Annotated in this window: 9 protein-coding genes; all 9 read right to left on the bottom strand. The window is 52.4% G+C overall.

Annotated elements, in window-relative coordinates; all coding sequences use genetic code 11:
- Nucleotides 1-181 precede the first annotated feature (181 nt).
- The 9 genes from H6A34_RS09330 to H6A34_RS09290 all read right to left on the bottom strand — a co-directional run bounded on the left by H6A34_RS09330 (nt 182) and on the right by H6A34_RS09290 (nt 19723).
- Nucleotides 182-961, bottom strand: a complete 780-nt coding sequence (locus H6A34_RS09330; RefSeq protein WP_205105115.1) for a radical SAM protein — start codon at nt 959-961, stop codon at nt 182-184.
- Nucleotides 962-1183: 222 nt separating this feature from the next.
- Entirely contained in the window at nt 1184-1468 is a 285-nt protein-coding gene (locus H6A34_RS09325) for a DUF2442 domain-containing protein (protein WP_021948290.1), read from the bottom strand.
- A complete protein-coding gene (locus H6A34_RS09320) occupies nt 1410-1661 on the bottom strand; it encodes a DUF4160 domain-containing protein (RefSeq protein WP_021948289.1) in 252 nt (83 codons plus the stop codon). The genes H6A34_RS09325 and H6A34_RS09320 overlap by 59 nt, the downstream gene beginning before the upstream one ends.
- Before the next feature lie 243 nt (nt 1662-1904).
- On the bottom strand, nt 1905-8639 hold the full coding sequence (locus H6A34_RS09315; protein WP_205105113.1) for a rhamnogalacturonan endolyase family protein: 6735 nt from the start codon (nt 8637-8639) through the stop codon (nt 1905-1907).
- A 257-nt stretch (nt 8640-8896) separates the two neighbouring features.
- Nucleotides 8897-12271 (bottom strand): M6 family metalloprotease domain-containing protein, encoded by a 3375-nt coding sequence (locus H6A34_RS09310; protein ID WP_205105111.1) that lies wholly within the window; start codon nt 12269-12271, stop codon nt 8897-8899.
- A gap of 82 nt (nt 12272-12353) precedes the next feature.
- Nucleotides 12354-14900, bottom strand: a complete 2547-nt coding sequence (locus H6A34_RS09305; protein ID WP_205105109.1) for a T9SS type A sorting domain-containing protein — start codon at nt 14898-14900, stop codon at nt 12354-12356.
- Between the two features lie 723 nt (nt 14901-15623).
- Complete coding sequence (locus H6A34_RS09300) at nt 15624-16583, bottom strand: FecR family protein (protein ID WP_205105107.1); 960 nt, start codon at nt 16581-16583, stop codon at nt 15624-15626.
- Nucleotides 16584-16585: 2 nt separating this feature from the next.
- Nucleotides 16586-17095, bottom strand: a complete 510-nt coding sequence (locus H6A34_RS09295; protein WP_205105105.1) for a sigma-70 family RNA polymerase sigma factor — start codon at nt 17093-17095, stop codon at nt 16586-16588.
- A gap of 60 nt (nt 17096-17155) precedes the next feature.
- Entirely contained in the window at nt 17156-19723 is a 2568-nt protein-coding gene (locus tag H6A34_RS09290) for an outer membrane beta-barrel family protein (protein WP_205105103.1), read from the bottom strand.
- Nucleotides 19724-20185: the final 462 nt, after the last annotated feature.

Here is a 20185-nt window from a genome sequence, read left to right as displayed (position 1 = left end):
AATCCTGCTTGGCCAAAAGGGTCAAAGTCGCGTGGCTTTTCCATAAGTGTCGAGTATTATGATGAATGAAAATACTTGCCGTTAAAAACTCAGCTGGATAGTTATACCTTAGTTGAGGTATAGGCTATCCAGCTGTATTTTGTCGTATTTTCTTAACTCTTAATTCTTAATTTTTAAATTTTCAGTATGCCGCTGAGCACGGAATACCCATTGCCATAACCCTGTCTCGGATGGCGTTGAGGGTTTCGGGCGAGGCCTTTTTCAGGTCGTGGTCGGGCGTTTCGCGGTCGATGGTGTATATCATGACCTGGCGCGGGGTAATGTATTTTATTGTTTCGAGCCACGGAGCGACATATTCTTCGCCCGTGTTGTCCACGTCTTGGCCGTCCATCGTGCCGCGCATGAACATCGTTTGCACTATGGCGTGGCCGTTGAACGAGCGTATTGTTTCGATTATCTCACGCACGTCGTAAGTGGGGTAGGTGGGTCTGTTCACCTTGTTTATATATTCCTGGCTGACGGTATCCAACTTCAGGATGTTGTTGTCTACACGTTCCAGGGCCTTGTGCACCTCGGGCCGCATTGCCATTGTGGCGTTGCTGAGCACAGACACCTTCGCTTCGGGACAGTAAGTGTTGCGCAGGCGGATTGTGTCGTCTATCACTTCGGCGAACTGCGGGTGGGCAGTCGGCTCGCCGTTACCCGCGAATGTCAGTACGTCGGGCAGTTGTCCGTCAGCCTGCATCTCCTTCAGTTTACGTTCAAGGGCCGCCGCAACTTCCTCGCGTGTAGGCCTTTTCAGGCGTGGACGATGGTCGGCATTGAAGCCGCATTCGCAATATATACAGTCGAAAGTACACACTTTACCGTCTGCCGGCATAAGGTTAATGCCGAGGGAAATGCCCAGTCGGCGGCTGTGTACGGGGCCGAAGATTGGCGACGGATAGATTACGGTGCTCATGATGTTGTCTTTTTATTTGTAAAGGAGTTAACGGGAGTTATCCGGAGTCAGGCGCTTCGCGCCGTAGTTAACGGACAAAAGTCTTGCCGTATGTTGCCATATGACTTGTAATATGCCGTTCTCCTTAATCTCGTTACGCACTGCAAAAGTAATAAAAAAGCCGTTTCCCATAAAATAGTGAACGGCTTTTTTATTGTGCAGATGTTTATAAATATAGTGAATTTACAATGCGTCGAACGGCGACCTCTTCATCACCAGGGGGTAACGTTCCGGATGTTTGAGGCTTTCAATCTCAAGGTCGACGTCAAGGTCGGGCCACTCTATTGCGTCAGGTCCTGACATACGCACGTTTAGCGCACTGCTTATTCTTGCGTCACGAAGCCATGGTACGCGGTTGTATGACACAAAGTAGTCGTTGCCTTGGACGGAAAGCATCATCCCTTGCGAGTTAATCATCAAGACGCTTACCGATGTGTGCTGCGAATTGTTGTTTAAATTCGTTTCCATATTTTTCGACTAATTGGATTATTTTCTTTACTTCTTTTTCTTTAAATCCATGGTTGTAGGCCATGCTAATCTCAGGTTCAAGCCAGAATTTGGCCTCGTTGCCAGCCTTGACTACATGTATGTGTTTTCTTTCTTCCTCGTTGGAATAGATTTTAAATACAAATCCTTCTTCTTCCCTGAACCGTGGACTCATTGACGTTTGGTTTTGTTTGCGAAGATAAGAATAATTAAAGAGAACGGCAAGTGCATGCCTGTTTTTTATTCATATTTTTTGAATTGTAAGTGTTGGAATTATCTATGGATTTCTAAAAGACGGCCTTTTGCATTCCAAAAGGCCGTCAATCGCACGCTAAAAGGCCGTCTTTCGCAGTGCAAAAGACGGCCTTTTATAAAGACACCGTTCAACGGGTGTATTTTCAATGCTCAGTCGTTGCCGTTATTTTGCGGACTTTACAAACTTTACGGCATCGTCTCCGACCTTGACAATATACGTCCCGTTGGTGATGGCCGCTGCCGGGATTACATGTACATACGTGTCGGTAGACTTGCCTTTGTAGAGCACCATTCCGTTAACGTCATACAGGGTGACCTCTGTTCCGGGCCTCAGGCCGTACACCTTGATTTCGTCATTCTCGGCTACGACACGCAGGCCGCTCTCGCTCTCAACACCGTTTATGCCTGTTGCAGTGAGCGTAACTGGGGCTGAATATGTTTCGCCTGACGCAGAATAGATGGCCGATACCTGATATTCAAGATACTTGTTGTCTATCGGGGTGTCATCGATGTAGGTCGTTGCCGTCACCGTTTCCGTGTTAAGACGTTCGCGGTTTCGGTAAACGTTATAGCCCATGAACGCGTTTTTCTGCGATGTTGCCTCTGCTCCAACGGGCACGGCCACGAGCTTGCTGCCTGCCGGCGAAGCTTTTGGCGCAAACGTCTTGCGTGCCTTGCTCTGTGCCTTTGCAGGTTCAAGAGGTACGTTCGAGTAGGGACTCAAGCCTATCGATATGTTCCAGTTAGCGTCGATGCCTGTTTCAGAGTCGTTGAGAAGTCCCCACGTCTGGCCGTCGTTGGAGTACAAGTTGCCCCTTCCGCTGTTGGCAGGACCACGGTCGTAGCCGAGCGGAGCCGTGATTTCGTTGTGCTCGATATAAAGGGCAACGAGCAGGTCTTTTGACGGGTCAATGGCAAGAGGCTCATCAAGCTTGACGTTGTTGAACGAATACTGGCTCATCGTCGGTACATACTGCTGGCGCACAAGGGTGTTGCCCTCATAGATGAGGATGAACAGCGCGTCGGGTATCTGGTTGATGTAGAACTCAACATCGGTAAGCGACAGCTCCTCATAGTCCTTCAAATCGTCGGCATACCAGCGTGCTCCGGCGTAGAACGCGCCTCCGCTTGACAGTCCTCCGGCGTCATAGCTGTTGCCGTCGTGCCAGCGCATGTATATCGGTTCACTCAATGCCGGGAACTGCCAGCTAAGCTTCACCGTACCGTCAGGCTCGTATCCGGCGGTAAGTCCAGTCGGCGCAAGTCCGCCGTTGTCATAATCGAGGTCGATGCCGACCGTCTCCGACAGGTCACTGACAGCCGACAGCATCGTGGTAAGCCGCACCTGGTAGTCATAATGGCCGGGCAGCAGATTGCGGTCAATGTAGCTTATGCCCTGCACGGGCTCGTCGTTAATTTGCTCGCCGTTGCGGAATATATCGTAAGCATAGACTGTCTGTTCGGGTTCGGATGCGAACAGGCGTATAGCATCGACAAGTTGCGGAGCTACGCCGGCATCTTTCCTTACCGCGATGTACGACGTTCCGGCAGGTATCTCCGTCTCAATCTCGCTCCAAGCCTCGTTGGTCTGATATACGTTCATGCGTATGAAGTCTGCCTCTTCAGTACCGCCGATTGACCGCAAGAGCGTCAGTGAGCCGTGTCCGTTGTGGTCGTCTGCGTTGCGTACGGCCATCTTTAGACGCGTGCTTCCGTTCACAGGGATGATGACTGTGGCCTCATCGTCTCCGCCGGCGGTAATCGCCTTCGTGCCGTCGTATGCATAGTCGGCTGTCGCCGTCCATGCGTTGTCTCTATTTAACCACCCGTCTATGCTTACGGGAGCTTGCAATTCGGCGTTCTCGAAGCTTTCAGCCATGTCTGCGCCGGTATTCATCTGCGGGTCTACGAACGACAGGAGAACGTTGTAACCATAAGTAGACTGCACGGCCTTGACGTCTTTTGGTACTTCCGCCGTGCCCTTGGGCTGGATTTGTACATTTACCGTTGCACGGCTGTCAGACTTGCTTCCGTCCATATAGACCGTCTCGATTTCATACTTGTAAGAGCCTTCCGCGTCAATACTTTCCGCAAAATAGCGACGTGTCAGCGGTTCGTCGTTTACCAGTTCGTTGTTGCGGTAGACGTTATAGCCCGTAACTCCGCTTACACTTTCAAGCTCGATGAATGCGAACTTGGTGTTGTCGTTCTGGCGTTGCAGCGCCAAAGCAAGGAACTTAGAACCGTCGGGACGCGACACAACAGACATACCTCCGGCCGAAGCTGTTGATATTCCTGTTATCTCGGAGTAAGCAGTCACGTCGATGCTGCCTACCCGTTGAGAAGTCGCGAAGTCGTATATGCCTATTGTACGGGTATTGTCACCGCCCTGTTCGAAGGCATACAGCAGGCCGTCATTATATGCCGTGCCGCTCGCTCCGAGCAAAGTAGGCCCGTTGCCAATCTTGCTTCCGTCCTTCCTTACATAGATGCTGGTCTCCCAGTCGCCGACCTCGAAGCCGCCGTTGCCGCCGTCAAGCTCGGGGATGTACGCCAAGTGGCGCGAGAATTCGGAAATGGTCATCGTGGCAAGTACTGTGTGCGACTCCATGTCAACCTTGTAAATGTTGGTGCTATAATCGCCTACATAGAAGTCGGTGCCATCGTAAACAATGTTCCTTATTCCCTCGATGCCGTCTATTGTAAAGCTTTCGATGTACTCTCCGTCCATCGAATACTTGTTCACATAACCGTCCTTTGAGTAAGTGGAGGTGTAGATGAAGTTGTTGTCCGACGCTATACCCATCTCAACACCCTCGTCATGGCCGGTGAAAGAGTTGACATATTCGGGCATGTTGTCGTCAACAGTCACAGGACGGGTCGTGATGTCAGCCTTCAAAGTATGCGTGCCGTCCGTCGGATAGTCCCAGCGCAGGGTTACATCCCTGTTGATGTGCACGTCCGCATCAATCGCAGAAGGTGCGTAAGGACCGTATATGCCGACTATCTCAACGCTTATACTCTCGCTTTCAGCCGACTCTCCGCCGTCAGAATAAACCGACGTTAAGGTGTACTCGTGAGTTCCTGACTCGCTTACAACGTCAGTATAGCTCGTGGCAGTAACGGGTTTGTCATTAACCTTCTCGCCGTCACGGTACACATTGTAGCCTGAAGGAGCCTCTTCGACCATGCTTTCATCAGGAACAACGTCAATCTTTATGTTGAAGTTGCCGGCGATGCCTTGGTAAGAAGCCGGGAACCATGTCTCTCCGTCTATCGACAGGAGGTTGCCCTTGCCGTCAACTGCCTGGCTGGCGTCCATACCCAACGGCTTTATGCCTTGCGCATTCTGCAGCTGGAAGGCAAACCTGTACTCCGCACCCGGCTCAATGAGGAGCGGCTCGTCAATGGTTACGTCGGTATATGTGCCGTCATACAAGATGTTGCCGTTGTACGTTTTCGAATAAACACTTTCTCCGTCCTTATACACGAACAGTCTAAGATACGAGCAAGGGTTGACGAGTTGTACCGACACTGACGACACACGCTTGTTGCGGTAAGGCACAAGGTCTTCGGCAGTCCAATCCGAAGCGGCATAGAAAGTGCCACCGTTGGCAAGGCCCATTGCATCAGCATATACGCCGGTTGACCATGACAGGCTGTTGCTCTCGCCAGCATTTGCAAGCGGAGACTTCCACGTCAGGTTGACGTTCGTGTTGCCTTCAATCGTTGCAGAGGGCTCAAGAGGAGCGTAATACTGCGCGCCATGCTTTACGAAAGCAAACACGGAGTCTGACGGAACAGATTCAACGTCACCGTCATAAACAGCCGTTACCTTATAATAGTACTCTCCGTAAACAAGCTTGTTGTCTGTGAACGCAGTCTCTGTAACGGCTTCCGTGTTAACTTTCGTTCCGTCACGGTAAACATTGTAACCCTTTGGCGCACGGGTATCGTCGCCCGGTTTCCATGTAAGTTGTACCGAAGCCTGTCCCGGCTCGGCCTTAAGCTCAACGGGACGAGGTGCCGCAGCAGCGGCGTTCACATCCATGCTAATGTTCAAAGCCTGCTCTCCAAGCTCGGGCAAGGTAAGTATTTCAGCAGTTGTGCTGAACTGATCGCCCATCTTCGCGCCTATGGAATTGAAACCGAAGGTGATGTCCTGGCTGTCGCCGGGCTGGAGTGTGCCGTGCTTCGGTGACATTGCAACCCATTCGCCTGTCTCACAAAGGGTGTAGTTGAAGATTAATCCGGGCGACTGCTGCAACACACCGGTGAGCGTAAGCGTACCGTCCTTGATGTCGAACGATGACGACAGGCCGCCAAGCCTGTTCACTCCGGTTGTGGCATCGCCGATTTTATAACCCGGAATGTCGGTTGCAAGATGGCTTACGCCGGTAAGTCTGTAAGTGCGGAGATTGTACTGATAAATGCGGACACAGTCAAGCATGTTGTCTGGTGCTATTCCATCGGCCAACCAAAGATACGGACCGCCAGGGGTAACGTTGTCATAAGCCGAACCGATGACCGAAACCGTGGTGTTATTATCAAAATTCCTAAGCATCGACAGCAAATTACCATCCATGTCGATACGTGCAATAGTATTCCAGCCGCCAATCCAAAGACCACCGCGGTCGGGGTCGTAGCAGCAGTGGGTTATCTTCAAATCAGGTTCTTCCGCCACCGTAATGATGTCAGCCACGCGCTTGTTGTAGAAGTCGAACTTGAACACGCGGTTGGTGCCGTCGCCTCCGTAGAAGTAGCGTCCGTCAAAAGTAAGGTCGTAAACGGGATAATACATGTCGGGCAGACGGAAGCGTTCAACGAGCGTTCCGTTCTTGTCGTACTTCCAGAACTCGCCAAGCTCGGTGAACGAGCTGGTATAATAGTTCTCGCCGTCGAACACAACGCACGACTGAAGGTCGCCGGACGCGGTGAATGTGCCCTGTATTTCCCATAGGCGCGATGCGTCTCCGCTGCCCGCTTCTGTCTTTGTGTTGAGATACCATGTCATCGGACCATCGCCGGTATTGCTCAATGTGACGGTCTGCTCTGCGCTGCTTTCTGCCGCGATTTCAGCTGTCACGTCGGTTGCCGACAATGTCATAACAGGCCGTTTAAGCTCTGCGGTGAATGCGTTTTCACTTTCATTGCTTACGGTCCACTCCCCTTCATAGATGTTGTAGCCGTCGTTTACAATTGACACAGTGTATGTATCGTCTTCGATCTCGTCGAATACGACCTTGCCGTCATCGCCGGTGGTGGCTGTGTACACGCCGCCTGTGCTGCCGGTAAGCGTCACGGGGCAGCCTGCAACAGCTCCGTCGGCCGACATTACGGTGAGCGTTGCCGTTGTCCATTCGGGGTTCCAGACCTTTATGTCGTCAACATACCAGTAGTCGATGTATGTCGCCACGGCGCCGTAAGCACGGAAACGGATACGGAAAAGGTTGTCGTCGAGCAGGCTGCCGATGTTGTACTGGCATACTTTCCAGTCGAACGCGCCCTGCTTGTTGTCAAACGTCGCCACGTTCTTCCACGTCTTTCCGCCGTCGCTGGTTACTTCCACTGCAAGGTAGTCGTCGTTCTCGTGGCGTTCATTCTGCAGCTTCAGGTTGAAGCGCAGGTAAGTAGCGCCCCTGTTTTCGGTGTTCAGTTCACGTGTGACAAGCGACTGGTCGTAGTTCACCTGGCTTGAATACCCGAACGTTGCGCAGGGGTCTACCAGTCCTGTTGCATAATAATCTATGCCCCAGTTGTTGGCGTCGTTGGCGTCGTCGTTCACCAGACTCCACTTGTCTTCGGCCAGAGTCCATGTCTCGAAGTCGTCCTCAAAAGGCAGAAGCCTGATGTCAGGCACTTCAACCGTCAGCGCTTCAGACTGTTCCGACTCGCTGCCGTCAGAATAAACGGCAGTCACCGTATAGCTGTGTGTGCCGTAGTTGTCAACCGTGTCGGTATATCTCACCTCGGTTACAGGCCCCTGGTTAACCTTTGTGCCGTCACGGTATATGTTGAAGCCGGTAAGTTTTACCCCTGTGGCAGGAGCTTTCATCGGCATCACGCCTGGGCGTACTTCGTTCGTACCGACGAAGATGTCGTCGATGAGCAGCATGAAGGCATCGTCAGATACGCAGTTGATGGTAACATATTTGGCCTCCTGGGGTATCTCGTATTCATACAAGTTCCACTCTGCCGGAAGCTCCACGTAGTCGCCTCCTTGCACCCATGTGAAGTTTGACGGGCTTATGCCAGTGGTAGAATAGCCCACGCGGATGCGCTCAAGCGCATAAACGTCATTGTAGCTGCGTGCGCGGAAGCTGATTTTGAAGTCGCTCGAGAAGTTGAGTTCAGGCGATATTATGAAGTCGTTGTTGGGAACGTCTGCCGCGCAGAAGTCAACCAGCATCTTATTGCCCGAGAATGGTTTATAGTTAGGGTTGGTGTCTGTCGCCGGCGATGTCATCGACGGGTTCATCACGATGAAGGCCATCTTCTGTCCCATATTGGGGAAGGTGCAGGCCTGCCACGTGTACGTCCTCGCGTTGTCGGCGTCGATATACTGCCAGCCTACGTTGCCGGGCGAGTTGATTACGAAGTCGTCGTGCGTCTCGAAGTCGTCCCAATAGCCGTCCGTGGCCTCGGGAGTGTTCCAGCTTAGCGACACATCCTTATTGTCGACCTCCATCAGGCGGAGGCCGTATGGTATGCCGTCCTCGCTGCCTGCAAGGTTAATCAGCGAATAGGGCGACCGCTGCGTGTCGACCTTGGCGGGCATGTTCTCCGCCGGCTTCACTTTCTCCTGTTTGTCGTCATTGCGCCCGTCGCCTATCGCGGCCACGCAGACGGCGCACCCGGCTGCCGCCACTAACGACAAGATGTATTTCCTTATTTTCATTGTTTTGTTGTTATCTTTTGTTTATTCGGCGTTGTCCTTGCATGCCTGTTGGCGGTGTTTTTGCCGTCTTGGCATAACTGCCTGACTGTCAGTATGTTGCGTATGACTTTGCAAAAAGCCGTCTTTTAGCCTGCAAAAGGCCGTGTTTCAGGCGGTGAAAGGTTGCCTTTCGCCTTGCAAAAGGCCGCCTTTTACATTTCCGCCTGCTTCAGGCCGCCCTGCCGGGCGTCTGCCGTGAGGACATTGCCTGTGGCATTTTATCTTACTATCACCTTTGTACGGTATGTCTGGCCGTCGCCTTCTATGTTTATTATCACGATACCGCGCTGGCCGTCAAGACGGATGTCGGCGTGCTGGCCGTCGGCCTCTCCGCTGTAAAGCAGCGCGCCCGAAGGCGAAGCGCACGTGATGCGGTAACCCGGCTTAAGGCCGTCTATGCCTAAATAGCCCTCGCCTGCGGTGACGCTTATGCCCGACTCGCCGATTACATCGGTTATCGACGTTGAGCCGCTGTACTCGTAGTAAGCGTTCTCCGACTGGTCGTAGAAGAAGCTTCCGTCGCCTGAAGCCACCCATACCACATAACGTCCATTGTTAAACTCACCGGGAGTAATCGCATTGATTACCATCGAAGTATGAAGTATTCCGGTTTCTTCATCCCATGCTCCGCCGGCAGAAAGGTCTTCGACAATCTTTCCGTCGGTATAGCCGAGCGTAAGATACTTCACGCGTCCGTTGCGTCCGCCGTGTGTGAACCTGAAGCGCAGCTTCTTGAAGCCTTGGTCTTGTACATAGGCAAGCCAGTCGCACTCCTGTCCCTCGTTGTCATATTCGCTAAGAGTAAGCCTCTGGCCTACGCTTGTCCACGTTGTGCCGTCCTTTGTTCCCTCTACAAGCAGGGTTGAAGTGCCGGTTGGGCCTGACGTTGTGAGCATGAATTTCAGGTCGGTTATGCCCTCCGGGAACTCCTTAAGCTCAACAGTGGCGTCGCCGGTGAAGAGCATCGAACCTGTGCTCAGCTGCACGTCGCCCTCCGTTTTCTCGAAGAAATCCATCGGGGCGAACACTAATACCTCGTTAGGCTCGTCGGTCTCCTTGCCGAAATACAGGTAATAGTTCTTGGCCTTTTCCACCGGTGTCCACTCTACAAACAGCTGGTCGGGAGCTGTCTGGTCGAACGTGGTGATAGTAGGCGCAGGCAGTTTCTCGGTAACTGCTACATTCCAAATCCACAGGTTGGTCTGAAGCTTCTCCGAACAGCACCTGAAGGCGATGTAAATATCCTGTCCGGCCAAGCGGCTAAGGTCAACTTCCTCTATGTGCTGCTCGCCGAAATAATCGGCGAACGACAGCCTTTCATAAAGGTAGAAGTCGTCGATGTCGCTCGTCTTGGTAGACACATAGATTTCCAAATCTTCAACAGTAGTGGTCTCTGCCACACCGCGCGAGAAGAACAGCACGCCGTTTTCCGGCACGTGTATGCGCCTCTTGCTTATAAGCCAGTCGTCGGCGTTGTTCCAGTAGTTGAACTGGTAAACCAGTCCGCCGGTGCTTTCGTCGAGAATCCACGTTGTGCCGTCGCCGTTGCGGTCTACAATCTGCCAGCAGTCGGGCTGTCCGTTGGTCCATGAAAGGAAGTTGTCAATGAACGGAGCTGACGCCGTTGCACACTCGGTTGTGAACAATATCGCCGAGCCGTAATTTACAGTACCGTCGCTCATCCTTGCGTATGCCCTTACGTTGTAGTTGCTTCCGGGCTGCAGGTTGTCAACGGCTGCGCTGAACTTGCCGTCAGCCATCGCCGCAGTCTTGTGCTCTCCCTCTACCGTCGGGGTCTCATCGAGCGACCAGCAGAAGCCGGTCTCGGTCACGTCAGCCGTGTTCCCTGTCATCTCCGCTGTGAAAGTAGCCGACACGTCGCGTATGTCAGTCGGTACGTTTGTCTTCACGAAGTCCCATACTGATGTACCTCCGCTCACCTGGAAACGTATGATGCCGTCCTGTTCAGTGATGTTCGTGATGGGCACGTTTACCGGCTCGTTGTTCCAGTTCAGTGAGTTTGGCGTAGAAGTGTCGGTAAACTCGGTGCTCGCACTTGTTCCTGGATATGTGTCTCCGGCACGCGAGTTCTCGTCGTCAACGCCGTCGGCCGCCTTGATGTACATGCAGCGGTGGTTTGCGTTGTTGTTGGGACCGTTCACGCTCCAGTACTCGTCTACCATTTCCTGTGTATAGTCATAGTGGTATATAAGCAGTCCGTGAGCCGGTATGTACGAGTCCCAGCCGGTCTTCTGCCTGTTTTCAAACACAAACCACTCGTAACCCGTGCCGGGTTCGCGGTCGGGCTGTGCGTTGATGTATCTCGCCTTGTTTGTCGCGACATTGTCGAGCGTCACGTCCTCGGCGTTTTTCAGCTCCGTCAGTTCGGTATTTGTATCTATCCAACCCATCTGGAAACGCTCGAAAGCCATCAGGCAGGGAGGCGTGCGGCTGTCGTTGTTGTAACTGCCGGAAGCGTACAGGCTGTACGCGCCAGGGTCCACTCCGTAGCCGTTAGTGTAGTCGTCGGTGTCATACATGTCCTTCAGGCCGAGAATGTGTCCGAACTCGTGAGTGAACGTTCCGATGCCGTCCATTGTCGGTTCTTCCGGCGCTCCGGGCATGCCTACAAGCTCGGCGGAGCATGAGTATTCGTCAATCTTCACTCCGTCTATCTCGAACACATCATCACCCATTGTCCAGCTGTGCGGCCACATGTCGTCGCCGTTGGCCGTGCTGGCCTCGCTGTAGCCTGCGTATATTACATAACAGTTGTCGACAAAGCCGTCGCCGTCGTTATCATACCTGCTGAAATCAAGGCCTGGATTGGCTCCCTTGGCCAACTGACAGGCCTCTTTTATCATCGCACGGGGGTTTGCATCCTCGCCTGTATCTTCCGCATTGCCTGCATAGTAAAGCTGGTTCTGCGACAAAGTGTAAGGGCCAACCACTGTAAAGTTGGGCACAAACTGCCCCATCGAGTTGTCGCGCCAGTAGTCTTTAACACTACCTGTGCCGCCGTTTGTGCTGTAACCCGGCTCGTTGAGCCACGTCTCAAAGTCTTCATTCTTGTATTGGAACGCACAATCGGCGAAGTTCACGAGGATTACAAGATACTGACTTTCACCGTCAACGTTGTTCGCCGCGGCGGCGTTGGCTGCGTTCGCCTTCATCATCTGCTGCTTTTTGAGCCACGGGCGCACCGCCCTGCCGTGCTTTTTGAGCATCGGCGTGCGGCGTGTTTTCATGTCGGCGGTGATTAGCTGTGCCGCCTTGAGGTTGGCAACAAATGTCTTTTCCTCTGCGGTACGTTCGCCTACGTTGCGCGCACGCTGCGCCGAAAGGGTCTTTACGCCTGTGTTGAAGTCGTAATTGACATAACGGAAAAAGCCGGTTTTATCTCTCTCGAGCATGAAACCGTCGATTGTCGTGGTGTAATGGAAACTCTCGTCACCATGTATCCTCACGGTGATTTTCGTGCCGTCGGGCTGCGTTATGGTGACAGGACGCGGATAAGCCTTTATGGCTTCGGCGTCTTGCGGCACGCACAACAGCAGGCCCAAGCCCACCAAAAGTTGCTTAAAAATCTTCATGTAGTGAATGTTTATGAGAATGTAAAAGCGTTTGCCGTTCACGCTTTGTATCGGAACGGCAAACGCCTGTACGTTTTTAATGTTATTTTACGATGACTTTTTTCACCGTATTGTTTATCTTTACAATATAAATTCCTTTGTCCAAGCTGAACGAAGCGTTGCCCGATACCTTCTCGCTGACAATCGCCGCACCTGAAACGGTGTAGATGTTAACCGTTGCATTGTCGGCCGTCACGTTGACATTGTTGCCGCTTACCGTTATCAGCTGTCCGTTTTCAGCCTCTACGCTGCCGATACCGGAAGTGGTGTTGCCTGTCAGGGTGAGTATGACGTAAGCCAAACCGTTGTCCGTAGCTTGGGTTATCTTGAAGTAATAGTCACCTGCTGCAGGAATGTCGATGTCTGCCTTATAGCTTTGAATAACATAAGATTCGTCATATTCGGGCATAAATGAAATATATCCGGCGTTGTTATCGTTTTGCGCATCTTCAATGCTTGAATACCAGTTTCCGCTTATATAGTTGCATTCTGTGGCCGTAAGCGTTATTGTACCGGCTTCGGCGATAGAGGCTTTGCACCATACTGGATTTGTCCTTGACGCGTTGTAGCTTACCCTGACGCCTTCTCCGTTGTTCAATATCAACGGGTTGCTTAGCGTTTCACCTGCTTCAGGCTCCCTTTCATTAAAGTATATGGTCGTGCCTTCAAGCGATGTGGAGAACTTAACGTTGACAAAATACTCTTCTCCGGCTGTAACAGGAATTTCTGTATAGAACACACTACTGCCTGATGTGTACCTTATCATTGATGTCATTATTGGAGTTCCAGTGGTCGCCATTCCATAATAAATCATGTCCGAGCCGTAGTTATACGTTATGGTGCTGGCATCTATCTCAAGGATGCCGTCAGTCTTTACGGTATATTTCAGCCACAGGTTTGACGAGTTGTCGCCTATTGTGTAGCTATTTCCCTCTACTATTATCGGATTGTCGCTGCTTTCGCCCTGCTGATACTCCCTTTCGCTGAGTTCGAAAGTGTCACCGTCAGCAGCACCGTCAATCCTTATAAGGTATGTTGTGCCTTCGGTTACATCGATCGAGAACGCCGTTCCAACTTGGGAGGACTGGTAGTTGCCGTCATACTGACCTGTTCCGCGTGGGAATGTCACCGTCATAGCAGGTGTGCCGGTCACTGTAAGTATGCCTGAAAGCGTAGCCGTGTATGTATAATACCTCGTGCCTGAACCTTCAATGGTATTTGTGCCGGAAACAGCCTGAAGCGGATTTGTTATCACCTCACCTTGTGCTATGTCTTCAAGCGTGACATCAAATGTAATAGGTTCACTCTCTTGTGACACCCATCTTATCATATACCGCTGCCCTCCGTTTACCAAAACGCGTACCGAAGAGTTGCCCGTAATGGCGGAATATTGATTGCCGTTTGGATATACGGCCACAGTGGTTGCATCGTTAGCTATTGTAGAAGTAGCCGTAACGTTCAGGAATTTGCTCTCGCCTTCGGGTATGTCAACGGCGTAATACCTCGTGCCGCCAACCGCTTCGGTACTGATGCCGGTCGCAGGGAGTTGCTCTATTACGATGGGATTGCTCTCCTGGTCGCCGGGTTGATAGTCTTCAGCGGTGAAAGTAAACGTCTCGTCATCGGTAGAACTTTCCACCTTGGTTATACATATATAATATGTTGTGCCTACAGAAGGCATCTCGAAACGCAGGTTGTAGCCGCCTTCCACTTGTGCGTAAACCTGCCCGTTCTGGACGTTTGATGCACTATTGTAAACCTTTATGTTACCACCGTTCAGGGTGTTATCGCTGCTTATCACGCCGTAACCGGTCTTTGTGTTGGTATAAGTGTACCAGTATTCGCCATGACTTGCAGGCACGGTGTTGTCACCTTCCTGCATCTCGAACGGCATTTCAAAAGAGCCTTCAGTGGGATGTGTCATCTCCGCCGTGAGGACGAACGCGCCGTATCCGGAGAAGGTTATATTGTATGTCTGTCCGCTTCTTACGGTTAAAGAAGCTTCATAAGCCCCGTTGGTGTATTCGAACGAGCCTGACGCGCCACCTTCAACGGTGTATGAAACATAGCCAGTTGCTGTTAATACAAGTACTCCGTCAGAGTCAGCCGTATAAGTGGCATAAGAATATGACGAGCTGTTTGAATACACGTCGCCGTACACCATCCTGCTGCCATCGGTGACGATTGTCATTGGGGCGTCTTGCGACGAACCTCCGAAAGATGCGTCAGCATCGAAAGATGCAGTAAAACCAACCGACGTGCCGCTGTAACTTTGGACACTGATGTACAGCGTATGGCCCTCGTATGCTATGTACGCCTTTTGCGGATAGGCCATCTGCGCCCCGTACATAGTTGTCTGCGTACCGTCAGGAGCTTCGTCGGTGACAGTGATGGTTGTGCTGCTATTGCCTGAGATGAGCAGGAGGATATCCTTTTCCGCCGTGTATTTCCAATAAGCGGGAGTGTTAGCCTCTCCAACTTCGTAAGAGTTCTCACCCTCAGTCAAATCAAGCGCAGTTTCCATTGATGTCTGCGCCATTGCCGTGACGGCGAAAACTGCCGTCAGGAACATAAGTAAAAGTTTTTTCATATGTAACATGTATTAAGTTAATATTGGTAATCAGAGTTAATGATTATTGTAAATTTGCCACTTGAAACGTTAATAATTAATTAATTCGGCGACAAATATATAAAATTAATATGTAAATAATGATTAAAAATGAAATTTTTATACAAAAAATTAAGTTTTTAGTACGATGTATCTATGTTCAGGCTGTTTTTATCTATGAATCAACCATGTTGGTAATCTTACTCTCTTTACCCCAATCGGTCAATAGACCGCCGAATATTTATTTTGTGGCTTGCGTGAGGTTTATCTAACTCTTGCGCCCTCTTGTCGGCATCTTATATGCCGCTTTGCTTGTACGTAGCCCATTACGCCTTTGACAATGGCGACAGTTAATCTGCACGACATAAGACGAAATCGTTTTGAGAGACTAATGACCGTTTTGGGTTGAAATGTCATTGCAAACTTCATGAAAACCAGCGGGTTTGCAATATGCGGTCTTTTGCACGATAAAAGGTGGCATTTTGTCGCACAAAAGAAGACCTTTTACACTGCAAAATGCCATCTTTTAAAATTCGATGAGTACCGAGTGATTATGAAAACGACAAAATGGAGAGTTATGGAAGTTAAAGAATTTATCACTACGCGGTGCTCCGTTGGAAGTTAGAGCTAAATGCTTTGCCTGTTGACTGCTGCGTGGCTATTGGCTCTAACTTCCTTAACTTCTCTAAATTCTTTAACTTCTTATCATTTCACCGTTACCTTATTGCCTGCCAAAGTGAACTTAGCCACGCCCATGTCGTTGAGCGCACGGAGCACGTCGGACAGCGACGTAGAGCGCGGCAGACTGATGTGTACGCGCGTGTCGGCGGCCCGTCGGTCGGTAAATACGATACTTGTGTTATACCACGAGCCGATATCGTTCATCACGTCTTCCAGCCTTTCGTTGTCGAATATGAACATTCCGTGAGTCCATCCGGCCATGGCCGTAAGGTCGGCTTGCGCCACTTTTACGTCACGTCGGCCGCCGAGCGTGGCCATCTGGCCGGGCTTCAGCGTTACGGTATGCCGCCCGCTGTCGTCTCTGACGCGCACTTTGCCGCTGTAGAGCGTTACCGAATGGCTGATGTTGGGATATGCCCTGACGTCGAACACGGTGCCGAGTACCTCGGCGCGTACGCCGTCCGCATGTACGATGAACGGCTGGCTCTTGTCGTGATGGACGTCAAAGCGTGCCATGCCGGTAAGCCGCACTTCCCTTGTTGGCTGCCCGTCGAAGCTCTCGGGATATTCTATGCGCGAGCCGGCGCCCAAGAGTACGTGTGTTCCGTCAGGCAAAACAACGGTCAGGGTGGTGGCTGTCGGCGTGCTTACAACCCTCTTTCCTCCGTCAACGGTATGTACAATGCCGTCGGGAAGATCGGCGGCGACGAAGGTTCCGCTGCCGTATTGTACGGCCGTCAGCCTGTTCCAAGGCACGAAAAGCACAGCGGCTATTGCCACGGCGGCCGCCGCCACTACGCCGATGGACAGTCGGACAATCTTTCGGCGGCGGTTTGTGCGGTAATGCTTTGCCTCAAACTCAGCCCATGCCTGCTGTGTCTCGTCGTCGGTAGGCAGGTCGCCCAGTGCCTCGCCGAGGGTGTACAGCAGGCTGAGATCGTCTTTTTCAAGACCGTTTACGTCTTTATATGTCTTATCATTCATTATCAATCCTCCTTTTGTTTTATTCTTTCCCTAAGTATGTTGAGCGCCTTCCGTATATGCTTCTTCACCGTTTCGTGGCTTATGCCGAGGCGTTCGGCGGCCTGGCGGTGCGTGTTGTGCTCGTAGTAACACATCCTTATTATGCTCCGTGTAGGCTCTTCCAGGGTGCTTGCCACGGCTTCAACCTTGCCCAGCAGGCGTTCGTGCTCGCTCCAGTCGGCTTCGCCTAAAGTGCGGACGGCCTCGGCCAGCTGCTCGGTATGGCTGCTTTCCACCTTCAGGTGCTTCAGCCTGTTAAGGCAGGCGTTGCGCACGCACAGGCCGAGCCACGCCCCTTGCTCCTCCGCTTTCAGGCTGTCGAAGCGCCGCCACGCCCGCTCCATCACGTCCGCCACTATGTCGCGGGCCTCGTCGCGGTCGCCCGTAAGCTGCACGGCGAGGCGCACCAGTCGTGCGTAGTGCGACATAAACATCCGTCGGAACTGCTCCCTGTCATTGTCTTTTGTATTCATTTATGTTGTCTTGGCTGATTTCGGGGTGCAAAATTAGCCATTATCCTTGTAACCACGGCATTACAGACGCTGTTTTTCGGCTTGTCCCGCGCCCGTTCCCTTGTATTTGCTCTTCGTAGCGTTGAACGTGTACGTTAGGCTCAGCTTTATCCTGCGGCTGTCGCCTTCGTTGCGGGTGTCATAATAAGTGTGGTCGCCGTACACGGTGAAACGGTAGCGCCCGGTGTTGAAAATGTCGTCGACGTTGAGGCCGATTTTCAGCGATTTGTCCTTGAAGAACGTCTTTGCCACGCGCAGGTCGACCTTTCCCCGTGGCTGGTCGATGGCGTAGCTCATCGTCGCCCGTGTGCTGTAAGTGGCCTTCAGGTTGACGAACCAGCCCTTGGGCAGCACGAAACTGTTGTCAAGACGGAAGTCGAAGCATGCCTGGTTTTTAAGATACGGTATGCCGAGCGACGTCGCGTCGGAGTCATACCAGTTTACTCCGGCCGACAGGCTGGGCTGGTAGACGCCGAACTTTGGCGTCAGGTTTATGCTTGCCCCGTACTGGTTGGTGTACGGAATGCTTGCCATTGTCTGCAGCATTACGCCCGGATGAGTCTCGTCGTTGTACGGTTTGAAGTACGATGTGTACATGTTCAGGCAGTAGTCGTACCATATCGTGAAGTTAATCCACCGCCATCCGCCGTCCAAAGTCACCATATGGTGCTTCTGGGGAACGAGCAGCGGGTCGCCGTTCTCGTACAAATACTTGCTCTTGTAGCTGACGGCGCTCGACAGCATGTCGTACGACGGACTGAGCTTCATCAGCCTGTAAGACAGCGCGAGGTTCCAGTCGCCGTGGCTGTAGCTTGCCGTTGCCGACGGCAAAAAGTCGTTGTACGTGGGGCTTTGCTCGCTTTTGAATACGCCGGCCTCGTAATATTTGGTGCGCTGATGCTCGTAACGGAGACCCGCCTGGAGGCTGAAGCGGCCGAGAGTGACGGTATAGTCGGCAAAGGCCGAGTAATATTCCTGGCGCAGATGGTCGTCGGCGTCGGCCGAGAAGCCGCTCTGCACGAAGCGGTCACGGCGGTCGGTGAAGGTCTCTTCGGTGCCGAAGGCCAGCGTTCCTTTCCACAACGGCGCCGAGACAACCAGCTTGGCGGCGTACAGGTCGTTGTCAACGTCGTTGTACGACTCGGCGTCCGTAGTACCGTTATTTGCCGCTGTCTGCCACGAACGGGAGTTGCCGCCAACGTAGTCGGCGTTGAAGTCGATGTCCCAACGCCCGAAGGTAGCCGTGTAATAGGCGTTTACGGAGTGGTTCCAGCCGTCTGCCGACTCGTTGTAGGAGTTCGTCTCGATGTCGTCAAACAGTTCGCCGTCGCGGTAAACTGTGGTGTTTCCCCATGAGCGGGCCTTCTCGCGGCCGAGCGTACGGCTAAGTTCGTAGCGCACGCCTAACGACTGATGGTCGTCGGGTTCATAGTTAAAGCCCGCCTCTCCCTTGAAGTTGGCCGCGCGGCGGCTGTTGTTCTGCTTTGTCTCCATGCGCCAGAGCGACGACGTAGTCATTGTGCTCACCCTGCTGATGTCGCTCAGTGAGCCGTTCTCACGGAAGTTTCCTTTAAGGAAAACGTCAAGTCCGCCCGTACGGTAGTTCAGCGCAACGTTCTCGCGTCCGCCCGCCTTGCGGCTCTGCGTCCACTCTCCGTACATCTGTCCGCTGAGTCCCTGGCCGCGCAGGCGTATTGTCTTGAGGCGTATCACGGCGCCGACGTCAGACGAATATCTCGCCCCGGGGTTCATGATAAGCTCCGCCTGCTGTATGTCCGAGGCCTGTATGCGGCTCAGTTCGTCCTTGTCGCGCACCTTGCGTCCGTTCATATACACCTCCACGGCGCCACGTCCTATCACGCTGTAGCTGCCGTCCTCGCCGGTGACGAAGGGCAGATGGCCAATCATGTCGTCGGCAGAGCCCATCTGGGCGAGCGCCGTTCCGGCCACGTTGGCCACTATGTTGCCGCCCTTGCGCTCAATCATGGGGCGGTTGTTGGTCACGGTCACGCCTTTAAGCTGCTTCGTTTCGTCCTTCAGGGCTATGGTGTTGTCGGCACGGCAGGGCACAATGGCCGTGCCGTAGCCTACGAACGACACCTTCAGGACGCACTCTTGCGAGGGCATGTCGGGCAGGGCGAACGTTCCGTCGTCGGCCGTTACGCAGCCAGTAACGTACTTCCTGCCGGCAGCGGTGAGCATAACAACGTTGGCGAAAGCCAGCGGACGGCCCTGCTCGTTGGTCACACGGCCGCTCACGCCATGGCCTTTGCTGCTGCCGCTGCTGTATTGTACGACGAAGTAAATGTCCCTCTCGACAAACTTAAACGGCTTTCCCTTCAGCACCAACGCCAGCGCCTCGGCCTGCGTCTTGCCTTGGATATTGGCCGTTACACGGTAACGCTCGGTCTCGGCGTAGGTAAACAGGATGCTCTTTCCGCCCGAACGCTCTATCTTCTTGAGCGCCGAGGGCAGAGGCTCGTCGGCAAGGCGCAGCGTAACCAGCCTGTCGCCGCGTGGCAATTCGGCCGCTGCTGCCATGCAAATCGTGGCCATGCAGACGGCCAACAGTGTCTTGATGTAATTCATGGGTCAGTAAGTTGTTATATGGTCTGTTTTTATTTATACAACAACTTAAAGGCTGAAAAGGTTACGGATACGGCTCGTTTTTATGAGATATTAACACTTCTCTTAATCAGGATGGTGTCTCTTTTTTATCCAAGTGGTCGCATACTATAGAGCAAATGATGCCCTCTTGCAAGCAAGAAAGTCACATGTTATTACGCACACGACAACCTCTTGTAATCAAGAAAGTCACACCACATTACATGCACAACCGCCTTTCGCAAGCCAAAAGGCCATCAATTAGGCGCTAAAAGGCCGTCTTTTGCAAGCTAAAAGATGGTCTTTTGCAACGCATTGAGTATCAAGGCATTACACAATCGGTGTTTTTTAAGTCGACAAGGGACGAGATACGAGCAGACAAGGAGATTTGTTTAGTCGACGAGTCAACAAGAGACGAGCAGACAAGGAGATATGCATTGTAAGTAT

The organism is Marseilla massiliensis (assembly GCF_016899855.1).
Classification (GTDB): Bacteria; Bacteroidota; Bacteroidia; order Bacteroidales; family Bacteroidaceae; genus Prevotella.
Note: the sequence above shows the minus strand (reverse complement) of the source record. Positions and strands in the feature narration are given on the sequence as shown.